This window comes from Rhodoflexus sp. (assembly GCF_053489755.1).
Genome location: NZ_JBRCHD010000029.1, coordinates 1 through 21,850, shown reverse-complemented (window position 1 = coordinate 21,850; position 21,850 = coordinate 1). Strand labels below are relative to the sequence as shown.

Sequence of the window (21,850 nt, the reverse complement as noted above, 5' to 3'; positions counted from 1 at the left end):
CGCTTAGCGGTTTATCGGGGATGATTGCGAACAAAACCTCCCGATTTTTCCCCAACTTTGCGGCGCAAATTCTCCTATCTTCGTCATGCAAAAGAAAATCAGTTCCGCCCTTGTTTCGGTTTATTACAAAGACAACTTAGAACCGCTGTTGCGTTTATTGCATCAACAAGGCGTGCGGCTCTATTCCACCGGCGGCACACAGCAATTCATCGAAAGCCTGAACCTGCCCGTTACGGCAGTGGAAGACCTGACAGGCTATCCTTCCATTTTTGGCGGGCGCGTGAAAACCCTGCATCCCAAAGTTTTTGGCGGCATATTGCACCGCCGCGACCTTGCCAACGACCGCGAGCAGGCAGCCCAATACGAAATTCCCGCTATTGACATGGTCATTGTGGACTTATATCCCTTTGAGGACACAGTAGCCTCTGGCGCTGCCGAAGATGCTGTTATTGAAAAAATTGACATTGGCGGCATTTCATTGATCCGCGCTGCTGCCAAAAATTTTAACGATGTGTTCATCGTCTCATCGCGCGAGCAGTACAAAGACGTGTATCAGATCTTGTCGGAACAAAAGGGCGAAACTACGCTTGCCCAGCGCCGCCGCTACGCCGCGAAGGCTTTTGACATAAGTTCGCACTACGATAGTGCGATTTTCAACTATTTCAACCGCACCGAAGAACTGCCCGTTTTCAAGCAAAGCCTGCGCAAAAGCCGCCCCCTCCGCTATGGCGAAAATCCGCACCAAAAAGGCTATTTCTTTGGCAATCTGGATGCGATGTTTGAACAACTGAACGGCAAAGAGTTGTCTTACAACAACTTAGCGGATATTGACGCGGCCGTGAAACTCATTGCCGAATTTGGCGGTGAGCCTGCCTTTGCAATATTGAAACACACCAACGCTTGCGGCGCAGCAACGGCAGGCAACGTCCGCGATGCCTACCTAAAAGCCTTGCAAGCCGACCCTGTATCGGCCTTCGGCGGCGTGTTGATAACCAACAAGCCGATAGATTTGGCAACTGCCAAAGAGATAGACGCGCTGTTTTTTGAGGTGTTGATTGCGCCGCTGTTTTACGAATCGGCGCTGCCGGTGCTTAAAACCAAGAAAAATCGCATCTTGTTGCGGCAAAAAGCCGCTGCGCTACCCGATTGGCAAGCAAGAACGCTACTCAACGGCATGATTGCGCAAGAGCGCGACGCAAAAACCGAAACCACAGCCGACCTCAAAACCGTTACCAAACGCGAACCGACCGCCGATGAAGTCAAAGCGCTGCTCTTTGCCAATAAATTGGTCAAACATGCCAAAAGCAACGCCATCGTGCTGGCGCAGAACGGGCAGTTATTTGCCGCCGGCGTGGGGCAAACCTCCCGCGTAGATGCGCTCCGTCAGGCAATTGAAAAAGCCAAACATTTCGGTTTTGACCTGAGCAAGGCGGTAATGGCTTCCGATGCCTTCTTCCCCTTCCCCGACTGCGTGGAAATTGCGCATCAGGCGGGCATTCGCGCTGTGATTCAGCCGGGCGGCTCCATCAAAGATGCCGATTCTATCGCCTTCTGCGATGCCAACGACATGGCAATGGTATTTACAGGCGTGCGCCATTTCTTGCATTAATAAAATGTCAACGTAAGTCATCGTTGCACGCCGTACCGAATTTTTGGAACGCTGATTACGCTGATTTTCACGGATTTCTGTACAACGCTTTTTCCTGATTAAAAAACAATCAAAAATCTGCGTTATTCCGTGTTATCTGCCTGTACCCGTGTTCTATCTAAATTTTTGTGATGACTCATATATACGCTACAGCCTCTGCGGTAAAACCCTACTGCCAATAAATTTTACGAACGACAATGCCCTGCGGTGTAAACAGCCGCAGGATATAGATGCCTGTGGCGGGTTTTAGTGGTCGGATTTCATTCTGCGGCGATTCTATTTCGCCTGCGGTAATCACCTGCCCCAACAGATTATAGATTTCATAGCGACAGCCCAGCAAGGGATGCGGACTTTCTACGCGAATCGCATCTGTAACGGGGTTGGGGAAAATGCGTACCTGTGCGGTCAGGTCTACTTTTTGCAAAAAAGCCTGCACATCGCCCCTGCCAACGTTGCTGGTCAATAACTCGCGGCGGCGTGGACTGACTGCCAGCACCTGCCGCATTCGTGCCACTTGACAAATGGTGAATAGGTTCATGCAGGCATCGTCTGTAAACTGCATAAAATTTTGCGACATGGTCGGTTGTTCACAACTCAACGGATTATCAGGACAGCCTGCGGTAGTTAAAAACGTAGGTGGCGTGTCTTCGCAATGGTCGTTCAGTCCGAAGCAGCCGCCTTCAAAAGGATGCAGCAAGCCCAAAAAATGCCCGATCTCGTGGGTCAGGGTGCGTCCGCGGTCAAAGCGACCGGGCACAGCCTGACGATTCAGTGGGGCAGCCCAAGGCGTTCTAACAACCGACCCCAGCCGATTGTGGCGCACGACAACGCCGTCTGTAGCAGCATTTTGCGGATTTTCGGGCAGCCCGCCCAGCCCTGCAAGGTCGGGAAACTGCGCGTAGCCCGCCAGTGGCGCTCCCATGCGCAGGCTATCTACTACCCACACATTCAGATAGCGCGCAGGATCCCAGATTGTTGTTGGTTTTACCTCTGCATCAAAGCTCGTTACCGAATAAAAGCCGTTGGCAGGGCGCGGCAGCGCTACGCGTCTGATACCCGGTTCAGGGAGCAAGTTGCCTTCGGGGTCGGTAGCGGCGAGATAAAATTCAATTCCCGCATCGGCAGCTACCGGCTGAAACAGTGGCAGCGTGCGGCTTGCATCGGCATTCCTGCGGCGAAAATCTTCGTTTAGCACCTCTATTTGTGCAAAAATCTGCTCGGCGGTAATGTTTGGGCCCTGCCCTACAGCTTCGCCGTGATGAATTACATGGAAGATAATAGGTATTTGCAAGATTTCGTTTTCAGTACGCCCGGTGCCGGTGTTTGCAGGCAGCGATTGCTTTAGCAGGTGCTGGAAGTGCATAAAATAAGCAGCGCCCTCAGTCGAAGTGCCGCAGCGCTGTTCATCCTGTGCTGCAAGCGGAAGGGAAAGGAATAGGGTGTAGATAAACCAGCCCGCCAAAGCATTTTTGAGCAGTTGCATATCCTAATGCTTAAGGCAGTGGAATGGTTTTAAATACCTCGTAGTAGTACGGACTTTGTTGTTCATCGGCAGGGTCGTAGTCCTCCTTAGGGCCGCCCGACATGATGACAACCTCATTCCCTTTAACGACTGCATAATAATTGGTAGTGCCGCCCCAGTAGCCACCGCAGGCAATCACAGCGTCTTCAGGAATGCCATTGTTGATAAATTTAGAGGCTGGAATTTCTGCCAAAGGCTGTCTGACTTCCCCTAAAGATATTTCTTTGCCGTTAATCAGGACAGCAAAGCGGGTAATAGGCGCTGTTTCCGTTTCATCCATTCCCAGCGCCTCGATTTTCCATTCCAGAGACACCGCAACTTCTTCGACAGTGGTTTGCGATTGTTCTTCAGCGGGCTTTTTACCACCACAGGCAACCATGCCAAGCGACATCATGCCAACAAGGGCTACGAGCAAATATTTTTTCATAAACGTATCTTTTTTGCAGACAAATGTAGCAACCAGTGCATTTTTTTCTGCTGATTGGCTTGTTAAAACTTGTTACAACTATTGCCTGAGCAGACGGGCAATGCTGCTGCCGCCATCTAAGGTAAAGACTACGTATGGATTTTGTGCTTCGTCTAAGGCAATCATCACCCCACGACCGTCAAGGGGTGTGTTTTCATACACCAATCGCCATTGTTCTTGCCCCTGTCCGTTGAATTTGCGCACAAAAGAGTTCTTGGTTGATGCTTGTTGCCTGATCAAAACCGACGGTATGTACATTGCCTCGCGTGTCGGTTGCGGTCGTCGCATTAGTAAGTGAGATACTGCTCGGTGCGGGATCTTCGTTTGCTTTATCATTCTTGCAGGTTGCCAATGAAAATGTAAGCAGCAACAGGAGTGCAGGAAATTGTTTCATACATCAGGGTTGGTCTTGCTGACAAATGAGTCAAACTGATAAATATTTTATCTGCCTGCTTGCATGTGTAGTCTGCTGATTTGCCATGCAACAGCAATTGTAATTGCGCTGCTGATTGTTGCCGATAGCCACCACAAAGCGGCTGCACTAAGTTGCCACTCGCAAACAGCTTGTACCGCTTTGACGATATTTTGTGTGCCTATTAGGCTGCATACCCAAAGGACAATGCCCCCTGCAATATTTTCCGCATATCCGTTGCAAGTCTCAGCAGGCAGTTGTTGGCGATTATTGACTGCCAGCAGGAGCAAAGCTGCTATGAAAGGCAAGAGCATTCCGTTGGCTACCTGCGCCGCCAAAATAGCAGGTACAGGTTTGATGCCTGCCATGCCAAAAGCAAGCCCGAAGAGCATAACGCTTGCCCAGATCAGGCGGAATTGCTGTACCGAAAAAGAGTTTCGGGCGGTGGTTTGGGCAGTAATGGCAGCAGCCAGTGGGGCAGTAACCGAAGAACTGAAGCCCGCCGCAAACAAGCCCAACCCAAAAAGCAAGCTACCTGCCTCGCCTGTCTGTTCGCGGATAGCAGCGGCGAATGTCTGGAATTGAAAGGACTCCTTCAGGAAAGTTCCGGCAGCGAGGATGGCAATAGAAACAGCGCCGCCCAGCATGACCGCAATAGCGATGCCCAGCCGCACCTCGCCGATGCTTTGCCGGTGTCCGATACCCGATGCCAGAAAAAGATTGTAGGGAACAATAGTCGTTCCGAGCAGCCCCGTGAGCAGCAATAGACTCCCTTCGGGCAGTTGCGGAATGAAAAGCCCGCGCAGCCAATCGGTGGCGCTGTGTGGGGTATGCCAGGCAAGCCAGCCAAACATCAGCGCCATCAGCGCAACTGCCAGCCCCATGCTTTTGGCAACGGTTTGCGGCGCGCCTTTCCAGAGAAAAAAACTGCCTGTCGCTGCAATGAGCGCCGCCGCCACAGAGGTAGGAATATCCCAGAGTAGTTGAAGTCCTGCTACTGCGCCCAAGATATTGCCCGCCTGATAGGCAGCGCAGCCCATGATGATAGCAACTGCTACTATCCGCGCAATAGGCAATGTCTCAAACTGGTGGAGGAGTACCTGTCCGAGATTTTTTTGTCCGCCGAGTGCCAGTCGGGCTGCCTGCTCTTGCAAAACGATGCAGGCAAACGTAGCAAACAACAAGCCCCAAAGTAGCGAAAGCCCAAAGGAAGTGCCGGCAGCGGCTGCCGTTGTAACCGTTCCCGGGCCAATAAATGCCGCAGAAATAACCGACCAGAAGAGAATGTTTCCCGCGCTCCGCCCAATGTATCTCATGTATGCAGGGAATTAGATCCCGTACTTTTGTTTCAGGTAATCGTCGTATTCATCGGCATACACTCCTATGCGCGTCAGCATGGCAAGCGCCTCTTCAGGGCTTAAGCCTTCCAGCTCGCGAATAGTGCGCAGGTACAGCCAGCCTTCGTACATAGAAAAAGCAACGCCGTAGAGTTGGTAGTTGAGCTGGAGGAGTTCCTCAAGAAGCGCTTCTCTGTTATCGCCCTGCGGCACTTTCATTACGGGCGACATGATTTGCAGATAGCCGTAGTCGTCGCGCTCACGCGAGAGGAAAACGTTGATCCAAACGCTGGCAGAACCTTTGCGTAAATCCCACTGCCCTGCCTTCTGAGTACGAGCCTCGACCGGATTGACTCCAAGCTCTTCGATGGCGTTCTCTACGAGCTGGTAATAGTGAGTAAGTTCAAACATATACAAATGGCACGATTAAAAGGTAAAGAACGTAAATCTTATTCACATAAAACGAAAATCAGCGGGTGAAAATATAGCCTGCCTTGAGCGGGAAATGATCGGAATGATCTACCGCGCGGTTGGTTTGCAGGTAAGTGGCTTTGAGTCCTTTACTGTAAAATTGGTTATCAATTCGCAGGAAAAAAAGTTTGCCATTGTAGGTAAAACCCAAACCGGCGGCGGCTTTTTCAAATGCGTTATCCAGCAAGCGGCTGAGTCTGTAATAGGTGTGGCTGTAGGGAACATCGTTCAGATCGCCGCAAAGAATGACGGGATAGGGTGAGCTGGCTAGATGTTCTATGAGAATTTGTATTTGTAAACTCCTCTTCACCAATCCTTTGCGCAGCCTGCTGAAAACATCTTTTGAAATCTGCTTGATTTTTTCCGCGTCGCTGCTGTTGTGAAAAATAGCGTGTTCATTGATGCTCATGGACTGCAAATGCACATTGTAAACGCGCACGGTATCTTTTTTAATCACAAGATCGGCAAAGATAGCCCCGTAGTTGTAGCGTCCTTTGATGTCTATAGATCCCTTGTTGACGATCGGGAAGCGGGAGTAGATAGCTAGCCCCATCCAGCCGCCCAAGTCGTTCGTGCAGCAAGGGCTGAAGTAATAATTATATCCGGCGCGTTTGCCCATGCGCTTTGGAATATTGAACAGCGTAGAACTGTCCAACTGATAGTATTCCTGCAAGCATTTGATATCTGAAGAATCGCGCATGACCCACTGAACGATCGCCTTCGCCTGTGCGCTGTGTTCAGCGCGGTCATAGGCATTGAATAGGCGTACGTTGTAGCTCAGCAGTTCAAATTCGGGCTTAGTATCGTCGGGCAGATTGAGGGCAAAAGTTGCATTCCAGTACGGAAACGCAGCCAGCAGCCCCAGCGCAGGATAGGCAGCCAAGCGCAGTTTGCCAAGTGCAAGCCATATAATTAGCAGCACTATGTGCCCTGTCATACAGACGGGAATCATCAGCGCCAGAAAACCTGCCGGCCAGAAGGTTTCTGGCGAAACCAAAGGCGCAGCATAGCAAACCAGACTTACTAACAGCAAAAATCGGTTAGCATAGCGCAGCAACACACGCACCAGAGAGCGAACAGCCATATCAACGTCTTATGATGGATGTCCCATCGCCACAATCAGGTCAAACTCTGCCACTGTAACAGGCATAACCGAAAGGCGGGATTGCTTAATCAGACCGATATTGGCAAGTTGCGGCTCGGCTTTGATGGCTGCCAGACTCACCAATTGAGGGAACTCGCTGTGCCATTCCAAATCAACTGCAACCCACTTGGTATCAGTAGTCGTTGGGTCTTGGTAAGCCATGCGGACGACTTTTGCGATGCCGACTACGCCGGGGTTCGTATTGCTGTGATAGAATAGGACAAGGTCGCCTTCCTGCATGGCTTGCAGGTTGTTGCGTGCCTGAAAGTTGCGCACACCATCCCAGAAGGTACGGCGGTCGCGGGTAAATTCTACCCAAGAGTATGTTTCGGGATCTGATTTAACAAGCCAGTAATTCATATTGCCAAAAATACGGCATTCAGGCAGATTTTAAAACAGGTGGATCAACAGAGGGCTTGCTTCCTTTTTGCGTTTGTCTGTTTTCTTTTTGCTTTTGTTGTTTTTGTAGGATTTACTGTTTTAGCATTCTTTTTAGAGGTAAATGCTACAATTTTTTGCCAATTTATTACGCCATCGCCATAAAATTCCTGTGTAAATCTTAAAAGTAACAACATGATGGATGAATTGCGCGATGGGTCAATCGAGGCTGTCCAAAAAGGCTGCATGTAGCACAGACTTTAATCTATAGCTATTTGATTATCAAATGATTAACAAATCACAGACTAAAGTGTTACCTTCTGACAGCCTCGCGGAGCAGAAAAAGGGATAGGGATGATTTTAATGCTATCAATATGCAATCGCTACGGAATAAAAACTGCATGGTGTATAATTCATTTTAGTATAATTTTTTGGAAGAGTTGCACCTTCAAGCATACGGGCTGAATGTGCAGTATTAAGTCAAAAAACTGCTAACTTGCTCGCATGTACGTCTATGACTATCCGCGCCCTGCGCTTACCGTTGATTGTATCATTTTCGGATTGGGAGAAAACAGTCTGAAAGTGTTGCTTATCCAGCGTGCCGATGAACCTTTCAAAGGCATGTGGGCGCTGCCCGGCGGCTTTGTGAATATAGACGAAACCATTGACGCTGCCGCGCGCCGTGAACTGGAAGAGGAAACAGGTATCAAGGACATGTTTATGGAGCAACTTTATACCTTTGGCGATATACATCGCGACCCGCGTGGACGCGTGGTGAGCGTAGCTTATTATGCGTTGGTAAATTTGTCGGAGTGCAACGTACAGCCCGGTTCGGATGCCTGCCGCGCCGAGTGGCACGAGGTCAGTCAGTTGCCGCCGCTGGCTTTTGACCATGCCCTGATTTTTGAGATAGCGCTCAAACGCCTCAAAGGCAAGGTGCGCTATCAGCCGATTGGTTTTGAATTGCTGCCAGAAAAATTTGCATTGAGTCAATTGCAGCGCGTTTATGAACTAATTCTTAGCAAGGAATTAGATAAACGCAATTTTCGCAAAAAAATTCTTAGCATGGGTTTGCTCATAGAATTGCCCGAACGGCAAAATGGGGTTGCGCACCGCGCCGCCAAATTGTATAAGTTTGATAAAGCCAAATACCGCCAATTGGAGGCGGAAGGATTTATGTTTGAGATTTAACGCGCCGCCCTATGTTTATCCTGACCGAAAATAACAACATTGCTCATCATTTCATCGCAGAACTGCGCGATGTAATAATACAGCGGGATAGTATGCGTTTCCGCCGCAACTTGGAGCGGCTGGGCGAACTAATGGCATACGAGATTTCAAAGACGATGCGCTACCGATCGCATGTGGTGGAAACTCCGCTGGGCTTTGCACACATGCGGGAACTGGAACATCAGCCTGTTCTAGTGCCCATTTTGCGGGCTGGGCTGCCGTTTTATCAAGGCTTTCTCAACATGTTTGACCGTGCTCCAAGCGCTTTTATCGGCGCTTTTCGCGGGCAACACGCCGCTGATTTTACCTTTGAAGTAGAAATGCGCTACATCGCCGCCCCCAATTTGAGCGCCAAAGAACTCATTCTAATTGATCCGATGCTGGCAACGGGAAAGTCGGCTTTGCTGACCGTTGAGGCACTGATGCAATACGGCAAACCCGATAAAATCCATATCGTATCGGCAATTGCAAGCCGCGAAGGGGTGGCATATGTACGAGAGCATTTGCCGCAGGCGCACCTGTGGACAGGTGCTTTAGACGAAGAACTCAACGATAAATTTTACATCGTTCCCGGACTGGGTGATGCAGGCGACTTAGCTTTCGGCGATAAAATTTCCGCTTAACTATGTGGGAGGAATTGCTAAAATACTTGACTGTTTTTGCCCTTAGTATGGTTAAATTTATTTTCGGTCCTATAACGGCTTTGCCGCTGGGCATCGGCTATGTGGCAACTTCATTGCTGACAGCGAGCGGAATGATGGCTTCTGTATTGATTATCAGCGGTTTAGGCGCACCTATGCGCCAGCGGTTTATCCAGCGCTTTGCACCCAATCGCCGATTATTTACCAAACGCAGCCGACAAATTGTGCGCGTATGGCGCACATACGGCATGTGGGGAGTCGCTATGCTGACCCCATTGCTGTTCACGCCTATTGGCGGTGCGCTGATTGCTGTTAGTTTTGGCGAACAACACAAAAAAATCTTGTTTACAATGCTGGTTTCGGCTGTTTTTTGGGCATTTGTTATTTCCGGCGCATTATTTTTTGCCAAAGATTTCTTTTTAGCAGGCAGATGGATCAAATGAATTTAACCTCGGCACATACGTGTTGTGAACTTAGTGCGCTCTGTAAACAACCTGCTAAAGCAGCTCGTAAGGCATCTTAAGACTGATCACCTCCGCCGCTCAATGGTGTATTCTACTAATTGCAGCATCGCGGTTTTGTAGGCGTTGTCGGCAAAAGTTGCAAGAATTGCCTTTGCCTCAGCGAAATAGCGTTCCATCACTTTGCGGGCGTATTCTATACCGCCCGAGCGCTTCACAAAAGCGATGATTTCGGCTATGTACTTGGGCTTGTCCGACTTGTTTTTAATCAGATTGATGATGTGGTTTTTCTCTGACCGCTGCGCCTTGTTAAGTGCAAAAATCAGCGGCAAGGTCATTTTCTTCTCTTTGATATCAATGCCGACCGGCTTGCCGATTTCCTCGTCGCCGTAATCAAACAAATCATCCTTGATTTGGAAAGCAATGCCTATTTTTTCACCAAATAGTTCCATTTGCTTGACTGTGGCAGGGTCTGCGCCACCCGATGCCGCACCTACGGCACAGCAAGAAGCTATCAGCGTAGCGGTTTTTTGGCGGATAATTTCAAAATAAATCGCTTCGTCAATGTCCAATCGGCGGGCTTTTTCCATTTGCAGCAGTTCGCCTTCGCTCATTTCGCGCACGGCTTTGGAAACGATGCGCAACAGTTCAAAATCGCCGTGGTCAATAGACAGCAGCAGCCCCCGCGAAAGCAGGTAATCGCCTACCAAAACGGCAACTTTATTTTTCCAAAGCGCATTGACAGAAAAAAAGCCGCGACGGTAGTTCGCATCGTCCACCACATCGTCATGCACCAGCGTAGCCGTGTGCAGCAGTTCAATCAGCGCCGCGCCGCGATGCGTAGCCTCGTTGATGTGTCCGCACATACCCGCCGCCAGAAAAACAAACATGGGGCGCATTTGCTTGCCTTTTCGTTTGACAATGTAGGTCATGATTTTGTCCAACAACAACACTTTGGTACGCATAGAATCCCTGAACCGGATTTCAAACGTATCCATTTCCGAAGCAATAGGCGACTTAATGGTGTCTAAACTGAGCGTCATGAGCGGCGCGAAAAATTTTTGGCGGTTTAAAGATAGGCTAAAAAAGAAAAGCGTCGGCAAAATCTTAAATTGTACGCGCATCACTCAACTAAACCGCTTACGTTATGCGTCTGTTTGCATCTGCTCTATTAAAATTCCTGTCGCTTGCCTGTGCTGTGTTTTACAGCGGCACGATTTACGCCCAATCGCTGCCTTCCATCGCCGCTAAAACGGCAGGCATGAAAAAATATGAAGGATTTTTCAATTTCTGGATAGACGAAGCGCAAGGCAAACTCTGGTTAGAAGTGGACAAATGGGACATGGAATTTCTTTATGTGAATTCGCTGGCAGGCGGGCTGGGCAGCAACGACATCGGCTTAGACCGCGGGCAGCTCGGCGACGAGCGCGTGGTCAAATTTCATCGCGTAGGGAAAAAGGTGTTGCTCGTGCAGCCCAATTACCGCTACCGCGCCGTAACCAATCAGGCAAATGAAAAACGTGCTGTGGAAGAATCTTTCGCGCAAAGTACGCTCTGGGGCTTCACCGCTGAGGCGGCAGACGGCAGCAAGGCGCTGATTGATGCGACGGACTTCCTGCTGCGCGATTCGCATAAGGTGGCGGAAACCATCCGACGGATGCGGCAAGGCAGCTACCGTCCCGATGCTTCGCGTTCGGCGCTGTACATGCCTCGCACCAAAAATTTCCCGCTCAATACCGAAATGGAAGCCACAATTACTTTTGTCGGCGAAGATGCGGGTAACTTCGTGCAGTCTGTAACCCCTTCGCCCGAAGCTATCACGCTTCGCACGCATCACTCTTTTGTGCAACTGCCTGACAACCAGTACCAACCGCGTGTGTTAGACCCGCGTTCCAGCTATATGTCGGTATCGTTTTACGATTACAGTACGCCCGTTACCGAACCAATAGAAAAGCACTACATCATGCGCCACCGTTTGGAAAAGAAAGACCCCAACGCGGCGGTGAGCGAACCCGTGAAGCCAATTATTTATTATTTGGACAACGGCACGCCTGAACCCATCCGCACGGCGTTGCTGGAAGGTGCGCGCTGGTGGGCAAAAGCCTTTGAGGCTGCCGGTTTTAAAAATGCGTACCGCGTAGAAATATTGCCCGAAGGCGCAGACATGATGGACGTGCGCTACAACGTCATTCAGTGGGTGCATCGCTCAACCAGAGGTTGGAGCTACGGCGCTTCGGTGGTGGATCCGCGCACCGGCGAAATCATCAAAGGGCATGTATCGCTCGGTTCGCTGCGCGTGCGGCAGGACTACCTGATTTTTACGGGCTTGCTTTCGCCTTTTGAGAAAGGTGAAAAACCTTCGGAAAAAATGCTGAACGCTGCCTTGCATCGCCTGCGCCAGCTTTCGGCACATGAGGTGGGGCATACGCTGGGGCTGATGCACAACTACGCTGCCAGTACCAACAATCGCGCCTCGGTGATGGATTACCCGCACCCATGGATTAAATTAGACAAAAACGGCGACATGGATTTCGGCGACATCTACACCGACGAAATCGGCGAATGGGACAAAGCAAGCATCACCTACGGCTACCAGACTTTCCCCAAAGGAACGGATGATGCCGCCGCTTCCCGCCGCTATTTAGACGAAATTTTTGCCAAAGGTATGCGCTACATTTCCGACCGCGATGCGCGTGCGCCGGGTGGGATGCACCCTTACGCACATCTGTGGGACAACGGCGCCGATGCCGCCGATGAACTGCGCAACGTGCTTGCTGTCCGCAAAAAAGCATTGGATAAATTTTCGGAAAAATCGGTGCGCGAAGGCGAACCGCTGGCATTTCTGGAAGATGTCCTCGTGCCTATCTACAACTACCACCGCTATCAGGCAGAGGCAGCCGTGAAACTCATCGGCGGCGTGGATTACAGCTATGCCCTGCGCGGCGACGGGCAGCCTGCGATGCAAATAGTAGATGCCAAACAACAGCAAAAAGCCTTAGATGCTCTGCTGGAATGCCTCAAACCCGAAACGCTGACCCTGCCCGAACGCATTGTGGCGATGATTCCGCCGCGCCCTGCCAACTATGCCTTCACCCGCGAGTTGTTCAACAAGCGCACGGGGATGTTGTTTGACCCGCTGGCGGCTGCCGAAGCTGCGGCAGATTTGCCGCTGGGGCTGCTTTTCCATCCTGAACGCGCAAGCCGATTGGTGCTACTGGAAGCCCGCGGCAGCGGTTTCGGGCTTGGCGCAGTGATAGACCAACTCATCAATGCTACGTGGAAAGCGCCGCGTCAAAGCGGACTTGCCGCACAAATCCAACTGCAAACCGAACAGATGGTATTGACGCACCTGCTGGCGCTCAGCGTCAATGAAAGCGCTAACTATCAGGCGCGGGCAGTTGTCGGCAAAAAGCTCAACGACCTGCGCACCTACCTGCAAGGCAACCGCATTTCCAAAAATATTGAGTCTATCTTCGGCAGCGGCAACCAGATGAACGAGCATTATCTCGCCCACATAGATTACGCGCTGGAGCGCATGAAAGCGCCCGAAAAGGCAAAAGTCAATACCCATAAAGAACTGCCGCCCGGCGCGCCTATTGGTTGCGGGGAGTAGTTGTATGCTCTTAGCGGTTGAACCTTTTTCACCGCAGAGCGTGCGAAGTGCAAAACGCAAAGAATCATTAATCGTTACATCACCTAATCAACAAAGAAAATGAATCCAAAACGTCGCGATTTTATCAAGCAATTTGCCGGATTTACAGCCCTCAGCGCTGCCGGTATTTGGACTTTGGGCTGCACGGGCAGTTCCAATCAGGAAAATACAGGCCAAGAATCGGCTGCTGCAGCCAACACAAGCAAGCAGCCGTTCTTTCAAATCTCACTGGCGCAATGGTCGCTGCACAAGATGATTTTTGCCAAAGAATTAGACCCGCTTGACTTCCCGCTTAAAGCTAAGAACGACTTCGGGATCAATGCAGTTGAGTATGTAAGCGCCTTTTACAAAGACAAGGCAAAGGACACTGCCTACCTGACAGAGCTAAAAAAACGCTGTGATGACAACGGCATCAGCAGCCAGTTGATAATGGTTGATCTGGAAGGAAACTTAGGCGATACTGATGCCAAAAAGCGAATGGAAGCCGTTGAAAACCACTACAAATGGGTAGAGGCTGCCAAATTCTTGGGCTGCCATACTATCCGCGTCAATGCGTATGGCGAAGGCACGGCAGAGGAGGTAAAACAAGCGGCTATAGACGGGCTAAGCAAACTTACCGAATTTGGCATAAAGCACGACATCAATGTTGTGGTAGAAAATCACGGGGGCTACTCTTCTAACGGACAATGGCTGGCGGAAGTCATCAGCACGGTGAACAAGAACCTCAACACCAATCGCTGCGGTACGTTACCTGATTTTGGCAACTTCTGTGTCAAATATAAGAACAACAAATGGGAAGACGGTTGCGAAGAAGAGTATGACCGCTACATGGGCGTAACCGAATTAATGCCTTTTGCCAAAGGTGTCAGCGCCAAATCCTATGACTTTGACGAGCAAGGCAACGAAACCAAAATGGACTACAAACGCCTGCTGCAAATAGTAAAAGATGCCGGTTATAGAGGCTACATAGGCATTGAGTATGAAGGCAGCCGCCTGTCTGAATATGAAGGTATCCGCGCCACCCAAGCGCTGCTGAATCGGATTGGGGAAGAGATTTAGCAGCAGCGCTGTATCTGCATAAGATGATTTGATGACGAGGCTGTCCAAAAAGTAACACAGGCTTCAGTTTTTAGTTTGTTAATCACTTGACAATCACATAGCTACAGACTGAAGTTGGTGCTATATTCAGTTTTTTTTGGACAGCGTAGTTGTGTTTTCTCAGTTTTTTTGTGAACTTTTGAAGTTAGAAAACCTTTGAGGCAAAATTTGAGTAATACCATTGTGAATTACATAATGGGTGAATTATTCCAAAGGGGTTGAGTATCGGTAGCATGTAATAGCTGCTTGTGCCGCTCCATTAGGAACTTCACAGATTACCTACATAGTTGCTCTTATGGAGAGAAAAAGGGAGTAAGGGTGATTTTAATGCTACTCATGTGCAATTCTTACGGGATAAAATCTACACGGTGGATGATTCGTTTCAGTATGATACACTTGAATGTGGTCTGTAGCAATGGGCTCACTAAACATAGCCTACCTTTCAGTAGTAAAGCAGACAGTGTAAATTAAACTGCTGACAAACAGCAAGAGTGCTTAATATTTTGCTTCTGTGATGTTTTTGCGATTAATTAATCAATTATGAACTCAAACCAATTTGTACCAATAATCAAACGTCTGGCGGAGCTTACGGATCATGGAATCAAACTCTTCAATTTTGGCGACCGATATGCTAACATCATAGATTTCGGTAGCAATATTGATCGGTTTGTTGATCTAATAGGGGATAAAAGCGAACAAATAGAACTCGCTATTCTGCGCAACGTCATACCCAAAGACAAGATCGGTATGCTACTTGACACAGCAAATATCCCGTTCGTTCTCTTTGTTCAAAAGGACAATGACTGGCAGCCACTCATTATTTTCAGAAACAAACAAGGTTTCTTAAGCGGCTATTCTTACGCGTCAGACGGTACAGAAACGCATCTTGAACTGCTCTCGGGCATCGCAGAGTTAAAGCTGGGAACGGACGCTAACGGCAATATTATTTATTTGGTGCCATTTCCGCGCACTTCTCTCATTTCGGAACGCGAAAAAAGCTACCACGATGCGCAACATCTGTCCCCTATGCAGCGCATGTTCCGCCTGCTGCGCCTCGAACAGCGCGACATTTGGTATGTTTATTTTTACGCTTTTATTATTGCAGCTATTAGTCTTACCCTCCCGTTGGGCATACAGGCAACTGTTGAGTTGGTATCGGGCGGTGTCATTTTCAGTTCTATTGTCCTCATTATCGCATTTGTTATTGTTGGAGTAGTCGCATCGGGTATTTTGCAGATTTTGCAGTACCATATTGTAGAAGTGATACAGCGGAGGATTTTTGTGAAAGCAGCTTTCGAGTTTAGCTACCGCATCCCCAATGTTCGGTCTGAGGCAGTAACCAACTACTATACCCCCGAACTGATGAACCGCTTTTTTGACATCCTAACCATTCAAAAAAGCCTGCCCAAGCTATTAATTGATTTAGCAAGTTCGGTACTTCAGATCCTGTTTGGTTTGATCTTGCTTTCTTTCTACCATCCGGCATTCCTCATTTTTGGCGTTACTTTGCTTGGAATTCTGGCGGCGATCTTCTATTTCACAGGGCCGGAAGGCTTGCGCACGAGCATCATCGAATCTAAATATAAGTACAAGGTTGTACACTGGCTCGAAGAACTGGCCAGAAGCGTAGAAGCCTTTAAACTGGCAGGTCACACCAATCTGCCCCTGAGTAAAACCGAAAACCTCGTCAATAATTACCTGCATTACCGCAAAAAGCACTTCAAAGTGCTCATGACGCAGTTTGGCAATATCATAGGCTTCAAAACAATTGTTGTGGGCGGGCTACTCATCATCGGCGTATCGCTTGTGATCAATCGCCAGATCCTGATTGGACAGTTCGTAGCCTCTGAAATCGTGATTATCCTGATCCTAGCATCTGTAGAAAAAGTGATCCTGAGTATGAGTACTGTTTATGACATGCTTACTGCCGTTGATAAGGTTGGACATGTAACCGACTTGCCGATTGAGCGGCAGTCAGGTATCGTATTGCCTTCTTCTACAATTAACGCAGGGTTGTCTATTCGCATTAGAGACCTCAAATACAAGTATCCGAACAGCACTAAAAATGTACTCAATGGTATTGAACTAGATATTGCTGCCGGAGAAAGAGTATGTATATCAGGCTATAACAGTTCGGGTAAAGACACGTTGGTACGCATCCTTTCGGGTATTTTGAATAACTACGAAGGGCTAGTGGCCTACAATAATATCTCATTACGTGATATTAATTTGAATACGCTGCGCGATATGGTTGCTTCCAATTTTGCTATTGATGATATTTTCGAAGGGACAGTCCTAGACAATATTACTATGGGTAAAGCCACTATAGGTTTGGACGATGTAGTATGGGCTTTAGAAAAGGTTGGACTATCGGATTTTGTCAATGAGTTGCCCAATGGGCTACAAACAGAGGTGGTAGCGGGCGCCAAATCGTGGCCGAGCAGTATCCATGCCCGTCTGACGCTTGCCCGCTGTATTGCAGAGCGCCCGCGCCTGCTCATCCTAAATGACTTCTTTTCTATTTTGCAGAAAGATGAAAAACGCAAGTTGCTCGATTTTCTCATTGATCGCTCCAATCCGTGGACGTTGTTGCTTATTTCAAGCGACCGCGTACTGATGGAGGCCTGCGACCGCAATATCATCCTCAAAGAAGGTAGGGTGCATCTGCAAGGCACTTTTAACGATCTCAACCAGCATCCCGAATATCGTCAGGTAATTCTCAGTTGTTAATTCTAAAAACTTTATTGAATTATGTTAGGTATTTCAAGTGGTCAAGAAATAGATGAAAATATTACCAAAAAGTTTCTCAGCTCGTCTGACGTATTAGCAACTCCTAAGGCAGCAATCGCGCTGTCTTATTGGCTGGCGGGCATTGGTACGCTGTTTTTCATCGTGTTATTCCTGCCGTGGCAGCAGAATATTACTGCCGATGGCGTTGTAACGGCGCTCAACCCAAAAGACAGACCGCAGACCGTAGAGTCGGCTATTGCCGGGCGTATTCGTTCGTGGCATGTCGTCGAGGGGCAGTTTGTCAAAGCAGGCGATACGATCCTAGTGTTGGATGAGGTGAAAGAAAAGTTCTTCGACCCCGAGCTTCTCCTCAGGCTGCAAGAGCAGATTCAGAGTAAAGAAGATGCAATTGCAGGCTATCAAGGTAAAATTGAAAGCTACAGAGCGCAGATTAGTGCCCTCGAAGAGGCATTAGACCTAAACTTGGCACAACAAGACAACAAGATCAAACAAACCAGATTGAAGGTTTCTATTGACAGCGCCGATTTGGAAGCTGAAAAAGTAAACCTCCTCATTGCCCGCCGCCAGTACGAGGCAGGCGAAGCTATGGAAAAAGAAGGATTGATTGCATTAATTACGCTGGAGACTCGTCGCAGCAAATTACAAGAATCCAATGCAAAGATTGTATCGGCACAAAACAAATACCTGCAATCGCAACAAGAGTTTATCAATACTAAGATTGAACTCAGCGTGAAGCGAGCCGAATATTTAGAGAAAATATCTAAGGCTCGTTCCGATCTGAATGCAGCTATCTCAGGGCTGGCTGATGCACAAGCAGAATTGGCAAAACTCAAAAACGAGTATGCCAATATGAAAATACGCAACGAGCAATATGTCTGTCGCGCTCCACAGGATGGTATGATCGTAAAAGCCCTCAAGGCAGGTATCGGAGAAACAATCAAAGAGCAGGAGGCAGTAGTTACCATCATGCCTGCAAATCCGCAGGTTGCCGTTGAACTTTATGTAAAACCTATGGACGTGCCCCTGCTGAGCGTTGGCAGACATGTACGACTCGAGTTTGACGGTTGGCCTGCCTTGCAATTTTCAGGTTGGCCCAGTGTTGCTGTGGGTACTTTTGGTGGCGAAATAGCTGTTATTGATGCAGTGGATAGCAAAGAAGGCAAATATCGCATCTTGGTTAAACCCGACCCGAAAGACGAGCCATGGCCTAAACAGCTGCGACAAGGTTCGGGAGTATATGGCTGGGCTATGCTGGACGATGTACCGATTTGGTACGAAATCTGGCGACAGCTTAACGGCTTCCCACCAAGCCTCCGACAGGCACCTGACGATTCAGATAACAGTGCAAAGCAAAAGTAAATCAGCAAGCAAGAAAGCAAGGATGAAAACATGAAGCATTTCGTATTCAAAGTCTGTACAATCGCTGTACTGATTACTCTTTGCCATGCTCGTAAGTTAATAGCGTTGGGCGATTCGACTATTTTTGGTATCAGAGATTTTTACAGACAGTTAGCCATTGGTCATCCGATTATCAAACAGGCAATGCTCCTGTCGGAAATGGGGCGGCAGGAGATTAGGTTAGCCCGTGGTTTTTTTGATCCTAAACTGATGGCACTCCACGAATTTAAAGATTTCAAAGGGCAGAACTATTTTAATACATGGAATGTGGAGGTAAAATTACCTACCGCTTTTGGGGTGGACTTCAAAGCAGGGTTTGAGCAAAACTCAGGACTCTACCTTAACCCCAAGGATAATACTCCTTCTTCGGGCCTTATGTATGCAGGTGTTATTTTGCCTATTGCGCAAGGTTTGCTGTTCGACCAGCGACGCGCCATTCTGCAACAGGCTCAGTACATGAACCGCATGTTGGAAGCCGAACGGATCAAGGTAATTAACAAAGTCGTTTTGCAGGCTACTAAGGACTACTGGCAATGGTATGCCGCCTACAAGCAGTTGCAAATTGCGCAAAAAGGTTTTGAACTTGCAAAAATCCGCTACGATGCCGTCAAGATTCGCATCATACAGGGCGATCTGGCAGCTATAGACTCTGTAGAAGCCAAAATCACGCTTCAGGAACGCGAGGTAACACTCAATAATATGAACGTTCTCTGGAACAATGCTCGCCTGATTCTTTCCAATCATCTGTGGGGCGAAGACAGTCAGCCGCTCGAATTGGCAGTGAACGTGTTACCTACCAACAACCTGAATGAGTTGGGCGAGAGCGACCAAATAGAAACACTGCTGCAATATGCCCGCGAAAACCATCCGGAATTGCTCAAATTAGATTTCAAAATCAAACAAATGGAAATTGAGCGTAGGTTAGCCATAGAAATGCTCAAACCTGTGATCAACTTGAACTACAATTTCCTTGGTCAGTCCCCGCTTTTCGATGAATCCAACTCGGGTGCATTTTTTAGAAATAACTATAAATACGGAATTGAATTTGCTTTCCCGCTGTTTTTGAGAAAGGAGCGGGCTAAGTTGGCGCAAACTAATATCAAACTCAAACAGGGGCGCTTTGAGTTGTCGCAACTCAATCGCGAAATCCTCAACGATATCAATGCTATTTTTAATGATCTGCAAAACCTCCGCCAACAACTGGTGATTCAAGAGCAGATGATCAATAATTACCAGATCCTACTTCGTGGCGAGCAAATCAAGTTTCTCAACGGCGAAAGTTCACTTTTTTTACTCAACAGCCGCGAAGAAAAGCTCTTGGAGGGCGAGCAAAAATTTGTAGATTTTCAATTCAAATATGCCAAGTCGTTTGCTGAGCTGCTCTGGGCAGCAGGCAAAAATCCGGCAGGCGATGTGATGGAATAGCCGGTTTAACTTTGTTAAATAATCCAAAAATAAGGCGCTTTCCCCAAAAGGGTGGGCGCTTTTTAGCTATTTTTGACCCCTAACCATTTTAATTGTAGCGATGGATCGCATTTTTGTTGTTTATCTGGCAATCGCCATAGTACTTTCCGCTTGTGAACCAACGACTGAAAATAACAATACAGACATAGCAGTAATCGAGGGATCTATTGCAAAGCCTCAGCCGGGCAAAATGGTGTATCTCAGCAGACAGGGTATCGAGAGAAACATAGCCATAGATTCTGTCAAACCCGATGATAACGGTAAGTTTCGCATCGAAGTAAAAGTTGAATCACCCGCATTTTATACCCTGAACTTGTACAATACGCAGTTTGGCGATTTGGTTATTTCGCAACCCGGCACAATCAAAGTCCAAGCCGACGGACAAACCAACGGCAACTTCACAGTTTTGGGATCTGCGGATACTGACTATTTGTTGCAGTTCTACACTATCGAGCAGAATTTTCGACGCAGAACAGACAGCCTGCAAAGCCTGATGATGAACGGACAGGTAGGGCGTGAGCAACTCATGGATATTTACAACGCACTTGCTAACGATGCCACTGCACAGGCCAAGCAAATTATTCAAAATAACCCGACTTCTATTGTAGCGCTGGTAGCAGCGGGCGCGTTAGACCCGGACAAAGAGTTCTTATTTCTGCAACAGACACATCAGAAATTGGCAACAGCACATCCCGAGTCGGAATATGTTATTGACTTTGGCAAGCGCTTAGAGCAGATCGGTAAAACTGCCATTGGGCAGCCTGCCCCTGAAATAGCACTTAACAGCCCTGAAGGCAAAGAGGTTCGCCTCTCATCGCTGCGAGGCAAATACGTACTCATTGATTTCTGGGCATCGTGGTGCGGCCCCTGCCGCAAGGAAAATCCAAATATGGTACGCATTTACAACCGCTTCAAAGGCAAGGATTTTGAAATCTTTGGCGTGTCTTTAGACCGCGACCGCGAGCAATGGCTCAAAGCCATTAAAGATGACGGACTGACATGGACACATGTTTCCGATCTGCAGTTTTGGCAATCACCGATAGTGCAGTTGTACCGTATTCAGGGAATCCCGATGACAGTGCTGTTAGACAAAAATGGTGTCATTATTGACAAAAACCTGCGCGGACAAGCGCTGGAAGATCGCCTTGCCAATCTGCTCAATTAATACATTTACGTTTGTAAATACGCGAGTTGGTAGTGTTAATTTTTAACTGATAAGATTAAGGTTGTAATGAAACGCCCAGAGTTTGACATGCAAATTTAACATATATAATTTCTTGGAAAATGGTCATGTCTTTCCTACCAATCGGCTAAATCGCTGCCTGATGGTGTTGTTGAGCCGTTCCACGTGATTGGTAAGCCCTGTTCCTTTGCCCACCTGTGTGTGCGTTTTTCTTAGGTAAGCAAGCATACGATTTCCAAAAATCCGAGAAACTGCTACAACGTAAATAAATATAAGGTAATTTCCGCCACAAACCTTTGCAACTCTCTATCGTCCCATCACCTATGAAAAAAGAAACGATTTGGCGGGTTTGTTTATTTTGGACTATCCGGATACGCACCTGATTGACTTTCAATAAAACATAAGAAAATAGCTCGTCCACCTCTAAGACTGTTTCAGGGGTAGCCTCTTGGATAGTCGTCTTAAAAGGCGCTAAACTTTTGGCTTTTTTTTCAAGTAATTATACACCGTTACGTGACTTATCTTGAATATCCTGCCTGTAGCACGATAGCTATTGCGTTCTTCATAGGTACGTGCCACAGCCTCTCTATCTAT

Annotated in this window: 20 protein-coding genes; 10 read left to right on the top strand and 10 right to left on the bottom strand. The window is 48.1% G+C overall.

From position 1 onward, the window contains the following. The first annotated feature begins 85 nt into the window (after positions 1-85). Entirely contained in the window at positions 86-1,609 is a 1,524-nt protein-coding gene (gene purH / locus ACWIP2_RS06755) for a bifunctional phosphoribosylaminoimidazolecarboxamide formyltransferase/IMP cyclohydrolase (RefSeq protein ID WP_448519150.1), read from the top strand. A 208-nt stretch (positions 1,610-1,817) separates the two neighbouring features. Here the strand turns inward: purH and ACWIP2_RS06750 are convergent, their stop codons facing one another. From ACWIP2_RS06750 to ACWIP2_RS06715, 8 genes are all read right to left on the bottom strand, one after another. Continuing rightward, positions 1,818-3,131 carry a M43 family zinc metalloprotease gene (locus tag ACWIP2_RS06750; RefSeq protein ID WP_448519149.1) on the bottom strand — a complete coding sequence of 438 codons (1,314 nt, stop codon included), beginning with the start codon at positions 3,129-3,131 and terminating at the stop codon, positions 1,818-1,820. 10 nt (positions 3,132-3,141) lie between these two features. Continuing rightward, positions 3,142-3,597, bottom strand: coding sequence for a hypothetical protein (locus ACWIP2_RS06745; protein ID WP_448519148.1), 456 nt, complete (start codon positions 3,595-3,597; stop codon positions 3,142-3,144). Between the two features lie 78 nt (positions 3,598-3,675). Then, positions 3,676-3,924 carry a hypothetical protein gene (locus ACWIP2_RS06740; RefSeq protein ID WP_448519147.1) on the bottom strand — a complete coding sequence of 83 codons (249 nt, stop codon included), beginning with the start codon at positions 3,922-3,924 and terminating at the stop codon, positions 3,676-3,678. Between the two features lie 153 nt (positions 3,925-4,077). Then, positions 4,078-5,364: an NRAMP family divalent metal transporter gene (locus tag ACWIP2_RS06735; protein WP_448519146.1), complete on the bottom strand. Its 1,287-nt coding sequence runs from the start codon at positions 5,362-5,364 to the stop codon at positions 4,078-4,080. 12 nt (positions 5,365-5,376) lie between these two features. Continuing rightward, on the bottom strand, positions 5,377-5,796 hold the full coding sequence (locus tag ACWIP2_RS06730; RefSeq protein ID WP_448519145.1) for a YbjN domain-containing protein: 420 nt from the start codon (positions 5,794-5,796) through the stop codon (positions 5,377-5,379). Between the two features lie 58 nt (positions 5,797-5,854). Further along, the gene (locus ACWIP2_RS06725) at positions 5,855-6,940 is read right to left on the bottom strand and encodes an endonuclease/exonuclease/phosphatase family protein (protein ID WP_448519144.1); all 1,086 of its coding nucleotides are present in this window, start codon (positions 6,938-6,940) and stop codon (positions 5,855-5,857) included. A 9-nt stretch (positions 6,941-6,949) separates the two neighbouring features. Next, positions 6,950-7,360, bottom strand: a complete 411-nt coding sequence (locus ACWIP2_RS06720; protein ID WP_448519143.1) for an EVE domain-containing protein — start codon at positions 7,358-7,360, stop codon at positions 6,950-6,952. Positions 7,361-7,404: 44 nt separating this feature from the next. Next, positions 7,405-7,626, bottom strand: coding sequence for a hypothetical protein (locus ACWIP2_RS06715; protein WP_448519142.1), 222 nt, complete (start codon positions 7,624-7,626; stop codon positions 7,405-7,407). Positions 7,627-7,882: 256 nt separating this feature from the next. On the opposite strand from ACWIP2_RS06715, the gene ACWIP2_RS06710 reads away from it, so the two are divergent. Genes ACWIP2_RS06710 through ACWIP2_RS06700 form a run of 3 tightly spaced genes read left to right on the top strand, consistent with a single transcriptional unit; the run spans position 7,883 to position 9,692 of the window. After that, positions 7,883-8,569 (top strand): NUDIX hydrolase, encoded by a 687-nt coding sequence (locus tag ACWIP2_RS06710; protein ID WP_448519141.1) that lies wholly within the window; start codon positions 7,883-7,885, stop codon positions 8,567-8,569. An 11-nt stretch (positions 8,570-8,580) separates the two neighbouring features. Continuing rightward, a complete protein-coding gene (gene upp, locus ACWIP2_RS06705) occupies positions 8,581-9,231 on the top strand; it encodes a uracil phosphoribosyltransferase (RefSeq protein ID WP_448519140.1) in 651 nt (216 codons plus the stop codon). Positions 9,232-9,233: 2 nt separating this feature from the next. Beyond that, positions 9,234-9,692, top strand: a complete 459-nt coding sequence (locus ACWIP2_RS06700; protein WP_448519139.1) for a hypothetical protein — start codon at positions 9,234-9,236, stop codon at positions 9,690-9,692. Between the two features lie 86 nt (positions 9,693-9,778). On the opposite strand, the gene ACWIP2_RS06695 is transcribed toward ACWIP2_RS06700, so the two are convergent. Then, positions 9,779-10,753, bottom strand: a complete 975-nt coding sequence (locus ACWIP2_RS06695) for a polyprenyl synthetase family protein (RefSeq protein ID WP_448519138.1) — start codon at positions 10,751-10,753, stop codon at positions 9,779-9,781. A gap of 104 nt (positions 10,754-10,857) precedes the next feature. Between ACWIP2_RS06695 and ACWIP2_RS06690 the strand changes: the two genes are divergently transcribed. From ACWIP2_RS06690 to ACWIP2_RS06665, 6 genes are all read left to right on the top strand, one after another. Continuing rightward, entirely contained in the window at positions 10,858-13,323 is a 2,466-nt protein-coding gene (locus ACWIP2_RS06690) for a zinc-dependent metalloprotease (RefSeq protein WP_448519137.1), read from the top strand. A gap of 99 nt (positions 13,324-13,422) precedes the next feature. Beyond that, positions 13,423-14,421 carry a sugar phosphate isomerase/epimerase family protein gene (locus tag ACWIP2_RS06685; protein ID WP_448519136.1) on the top strand — a complete coding sequence of 333 codons (999 nt, stop codon included), beginning with the start codon at positions 13,423-13,425 and terminating at the stop codon, positions 14,419-14,421. A 579-nt stretch (positions 14,422-15,000) separates the two neighbouring features. Further along, entirely contained in the window at positions 15,001-17,190 is a 2,190-nt protein-coding gene (locus ACWIP2_RS06680) for a peptidase domain-containing ABC transporter (RefSeq protein WP_448519135.1), read from the top strand. Between the two features lie 21 nt (positions 17,191-17,211). Beyond that, a complete protein-coding gene (locus ACWIP2_RS06675) occupies positions 17,212-18,570 on the top strand; it encodes an HlyD family secretion protein (RefSeq protein WP_448519134.1) in 1,359 nt (452 codons plus the stop codon). A gap of 30 nt (positions 18,571-18,600) precedes the next feature. Then, positions 18,601-20,034, top strand: coding sequence for a TolC family protein (locus ACWIP2_RS06670; protein ID WP_448519133.1), 1,434 nt, complete (start codon positions 18,601-18,603; stop codon positions 20,032-20,034). Positions 20,035-20,134: 100 nt separating this feature from the next. Then, positions 20,135-21,238, top strand: a complete 1,104-nt coding sequence (locus ACWIP2_RS06665) for a redoxin domain-containing protein (RefSeq protein WP_448519132.1) — start codon at positions 20,135-20,137, stop codon at positions 21,236-21,238. Between the two features lie 123 nt (positions 21,239-21,361). Here ACWIP2_RS06665 and ACWIP2_RS06660 read toward each other — a convergent pair whose 3' ends face one another. Further along, complete coding sequence (locus ACWIP2_RS06660; RefSeq protein WP_448519131.1) at positions 21,362-21,484, bottom strand: hypothetical protein; 123 nt, start codon at positions 21,482-21,484, stop codon at positions 21,362-21,364. Positions 21,485-21,850: the final 366 nt, after the last annotated feature.

Excerpts from the sequence above, each read along its gene's own strand:
- ACWIP2_RS06720 (WP_448519143.1), bottom strand. The coding sequence starts at position 7,360 with ATGAATTACTGGCTTGTTAAATCAGATCCCGAAACATACTCTTGGGTA.
- ACWIP2_RS06715 (WP_448519142.1), bottom strand. The coding sequence starts at position 7,626 with ATGCAGCCTTTTTGGACAGCCTCGATTGACCCATCGCGCAATTCATCC.
- ACWIP2_RS06700 (WP_448519139.1), top strand. The coding sequence starts at position 9,234 with ATGTGGGAGGAATTGCTAAAATACTTGACTGTTTTTGCCCTTAGTATG.
- ACWIP2_RS06660 (WP_448519131.1), bottom strand. The coding sequence starts at position 21,484 with ATGCTTGCTTACCTAAGAAAAACGCACACACAGGTGGGCAAAGGAACA.
- ACWIP2_RS06680 (WP_448519135.1), top strand. The coding sequence starts at position 15,001 with ATGAACTCAAACCAATTTGTACCAATAATCAAACGTCTGGCGGAGCTT.
- ACWIP2_RS06750 (WP_448519149.1), bottom strand. The coding sequence starts at position 3,131 with ATGCAACTGCTCAAAAATGCTTTGGCGGGCTGGTTTATCTACACCCTA.
- ACWIP2_RS06675 (WP_448519134.1), top strand. The coding sequence starts at position 17,212 with ATGTTAGGTATTTCAAGTGGTCAAGAAATAGATGAAAATATTACCAAA.
- ACWIP2_RS06670 (WP_448519133.1), top strand. The coding sequence starts at position 18,601 with ATGAAGCATTTCGTATTCAAAGTCTGTACAATCGCTGTACTGATTACT.
- ACWIP2_RS06735 (WP_448519146.1), bottom strand. The coding sequence starts at position 5,364 with ATGAGATACATTGGGCGGAGCGCGGGAAACATTCTCTTCTGGTCGGTT.
- ACWIP2_RS06695 (WP_448519138.1), bottom strand. The coding sequence starts at position 10,753 with ATGACGCTCAGTTTAGACACCATTAAGTCGCCTATTGCTTCGGAAATG.
- ACWIP2_RS06685 (WP_448519136.1), top strand. The coding sequence starts at position 13,423 with ATGAATCCAAAACGTCGCGATTTTATCAAGCAATTTGCCGGATTTACA.
- ACWIP2_RS06730 (WP_448519145.1), bottom strand. The coding sequence starts at position 5,796 with ATGTTTGAACTTACTCACTATTACCAGCTCGTAGAGAACGCCATCGAA.
- ACWIP2_RS06710 (WP_448519141.1), top strand. The coding sequence starts at position 7,883 with ATGTACGTCTATGACTATCCGCGCCCTGCGCTTACCGTTGATTGTATC.
- ACWIP2_RS06665 (WP_448519132.1), top strand. The coding sequence starts at position 20,135 with ATGGATCGCATTTTTGTTGTTTATCTGGCAATCGCCATAGTACTTTCC.
- ACWIP2_RS06740 (WP_448519147.1), bottom strand. The coding sequence starts at position 3,924 with ATGCGACGACCGCAACCGACACGCGAGGCAATGTACATACCGTCGGTT.
- ACWIP2_RS06745 (WP_448519148.1), bottom strand. The coding sequence starts at position 3,597 with ATGAAAAAATATTTGCTCGTAGCCCTTGTTGGCATGATGTCGCTTGGC.
- upp (WP_448519140.1), top strand. The coding sequence starts at position 8,581 with ATGTTTATCCTGACCGAAAATAACAACATTGCTCATCATTTCATCGCA.
- ACWIP2_RS06725 (WP_448519144.1), bottom strand. The coding sequence starts at position 6,940 with ATGGCTGTTCGCTCTCTGGTGCGTGTGTTGCTGCGCTATGCTAACCGA.
- purH (WP_448519150.1), top strand. The coding sequence starts at position 86 with ATGCAAAAGAAAATCAGTTCCGCCCTTGTTTCGGTTTATTACAAAGAC.
- ACWIP2_RS06690 (WP_448519137.1), top strand. The coding sequence starts at position 10,858 with ATGCGTCTGTTTGCATCTGCTCTATTAAAATTCCTGTCGCTTGCCTGT.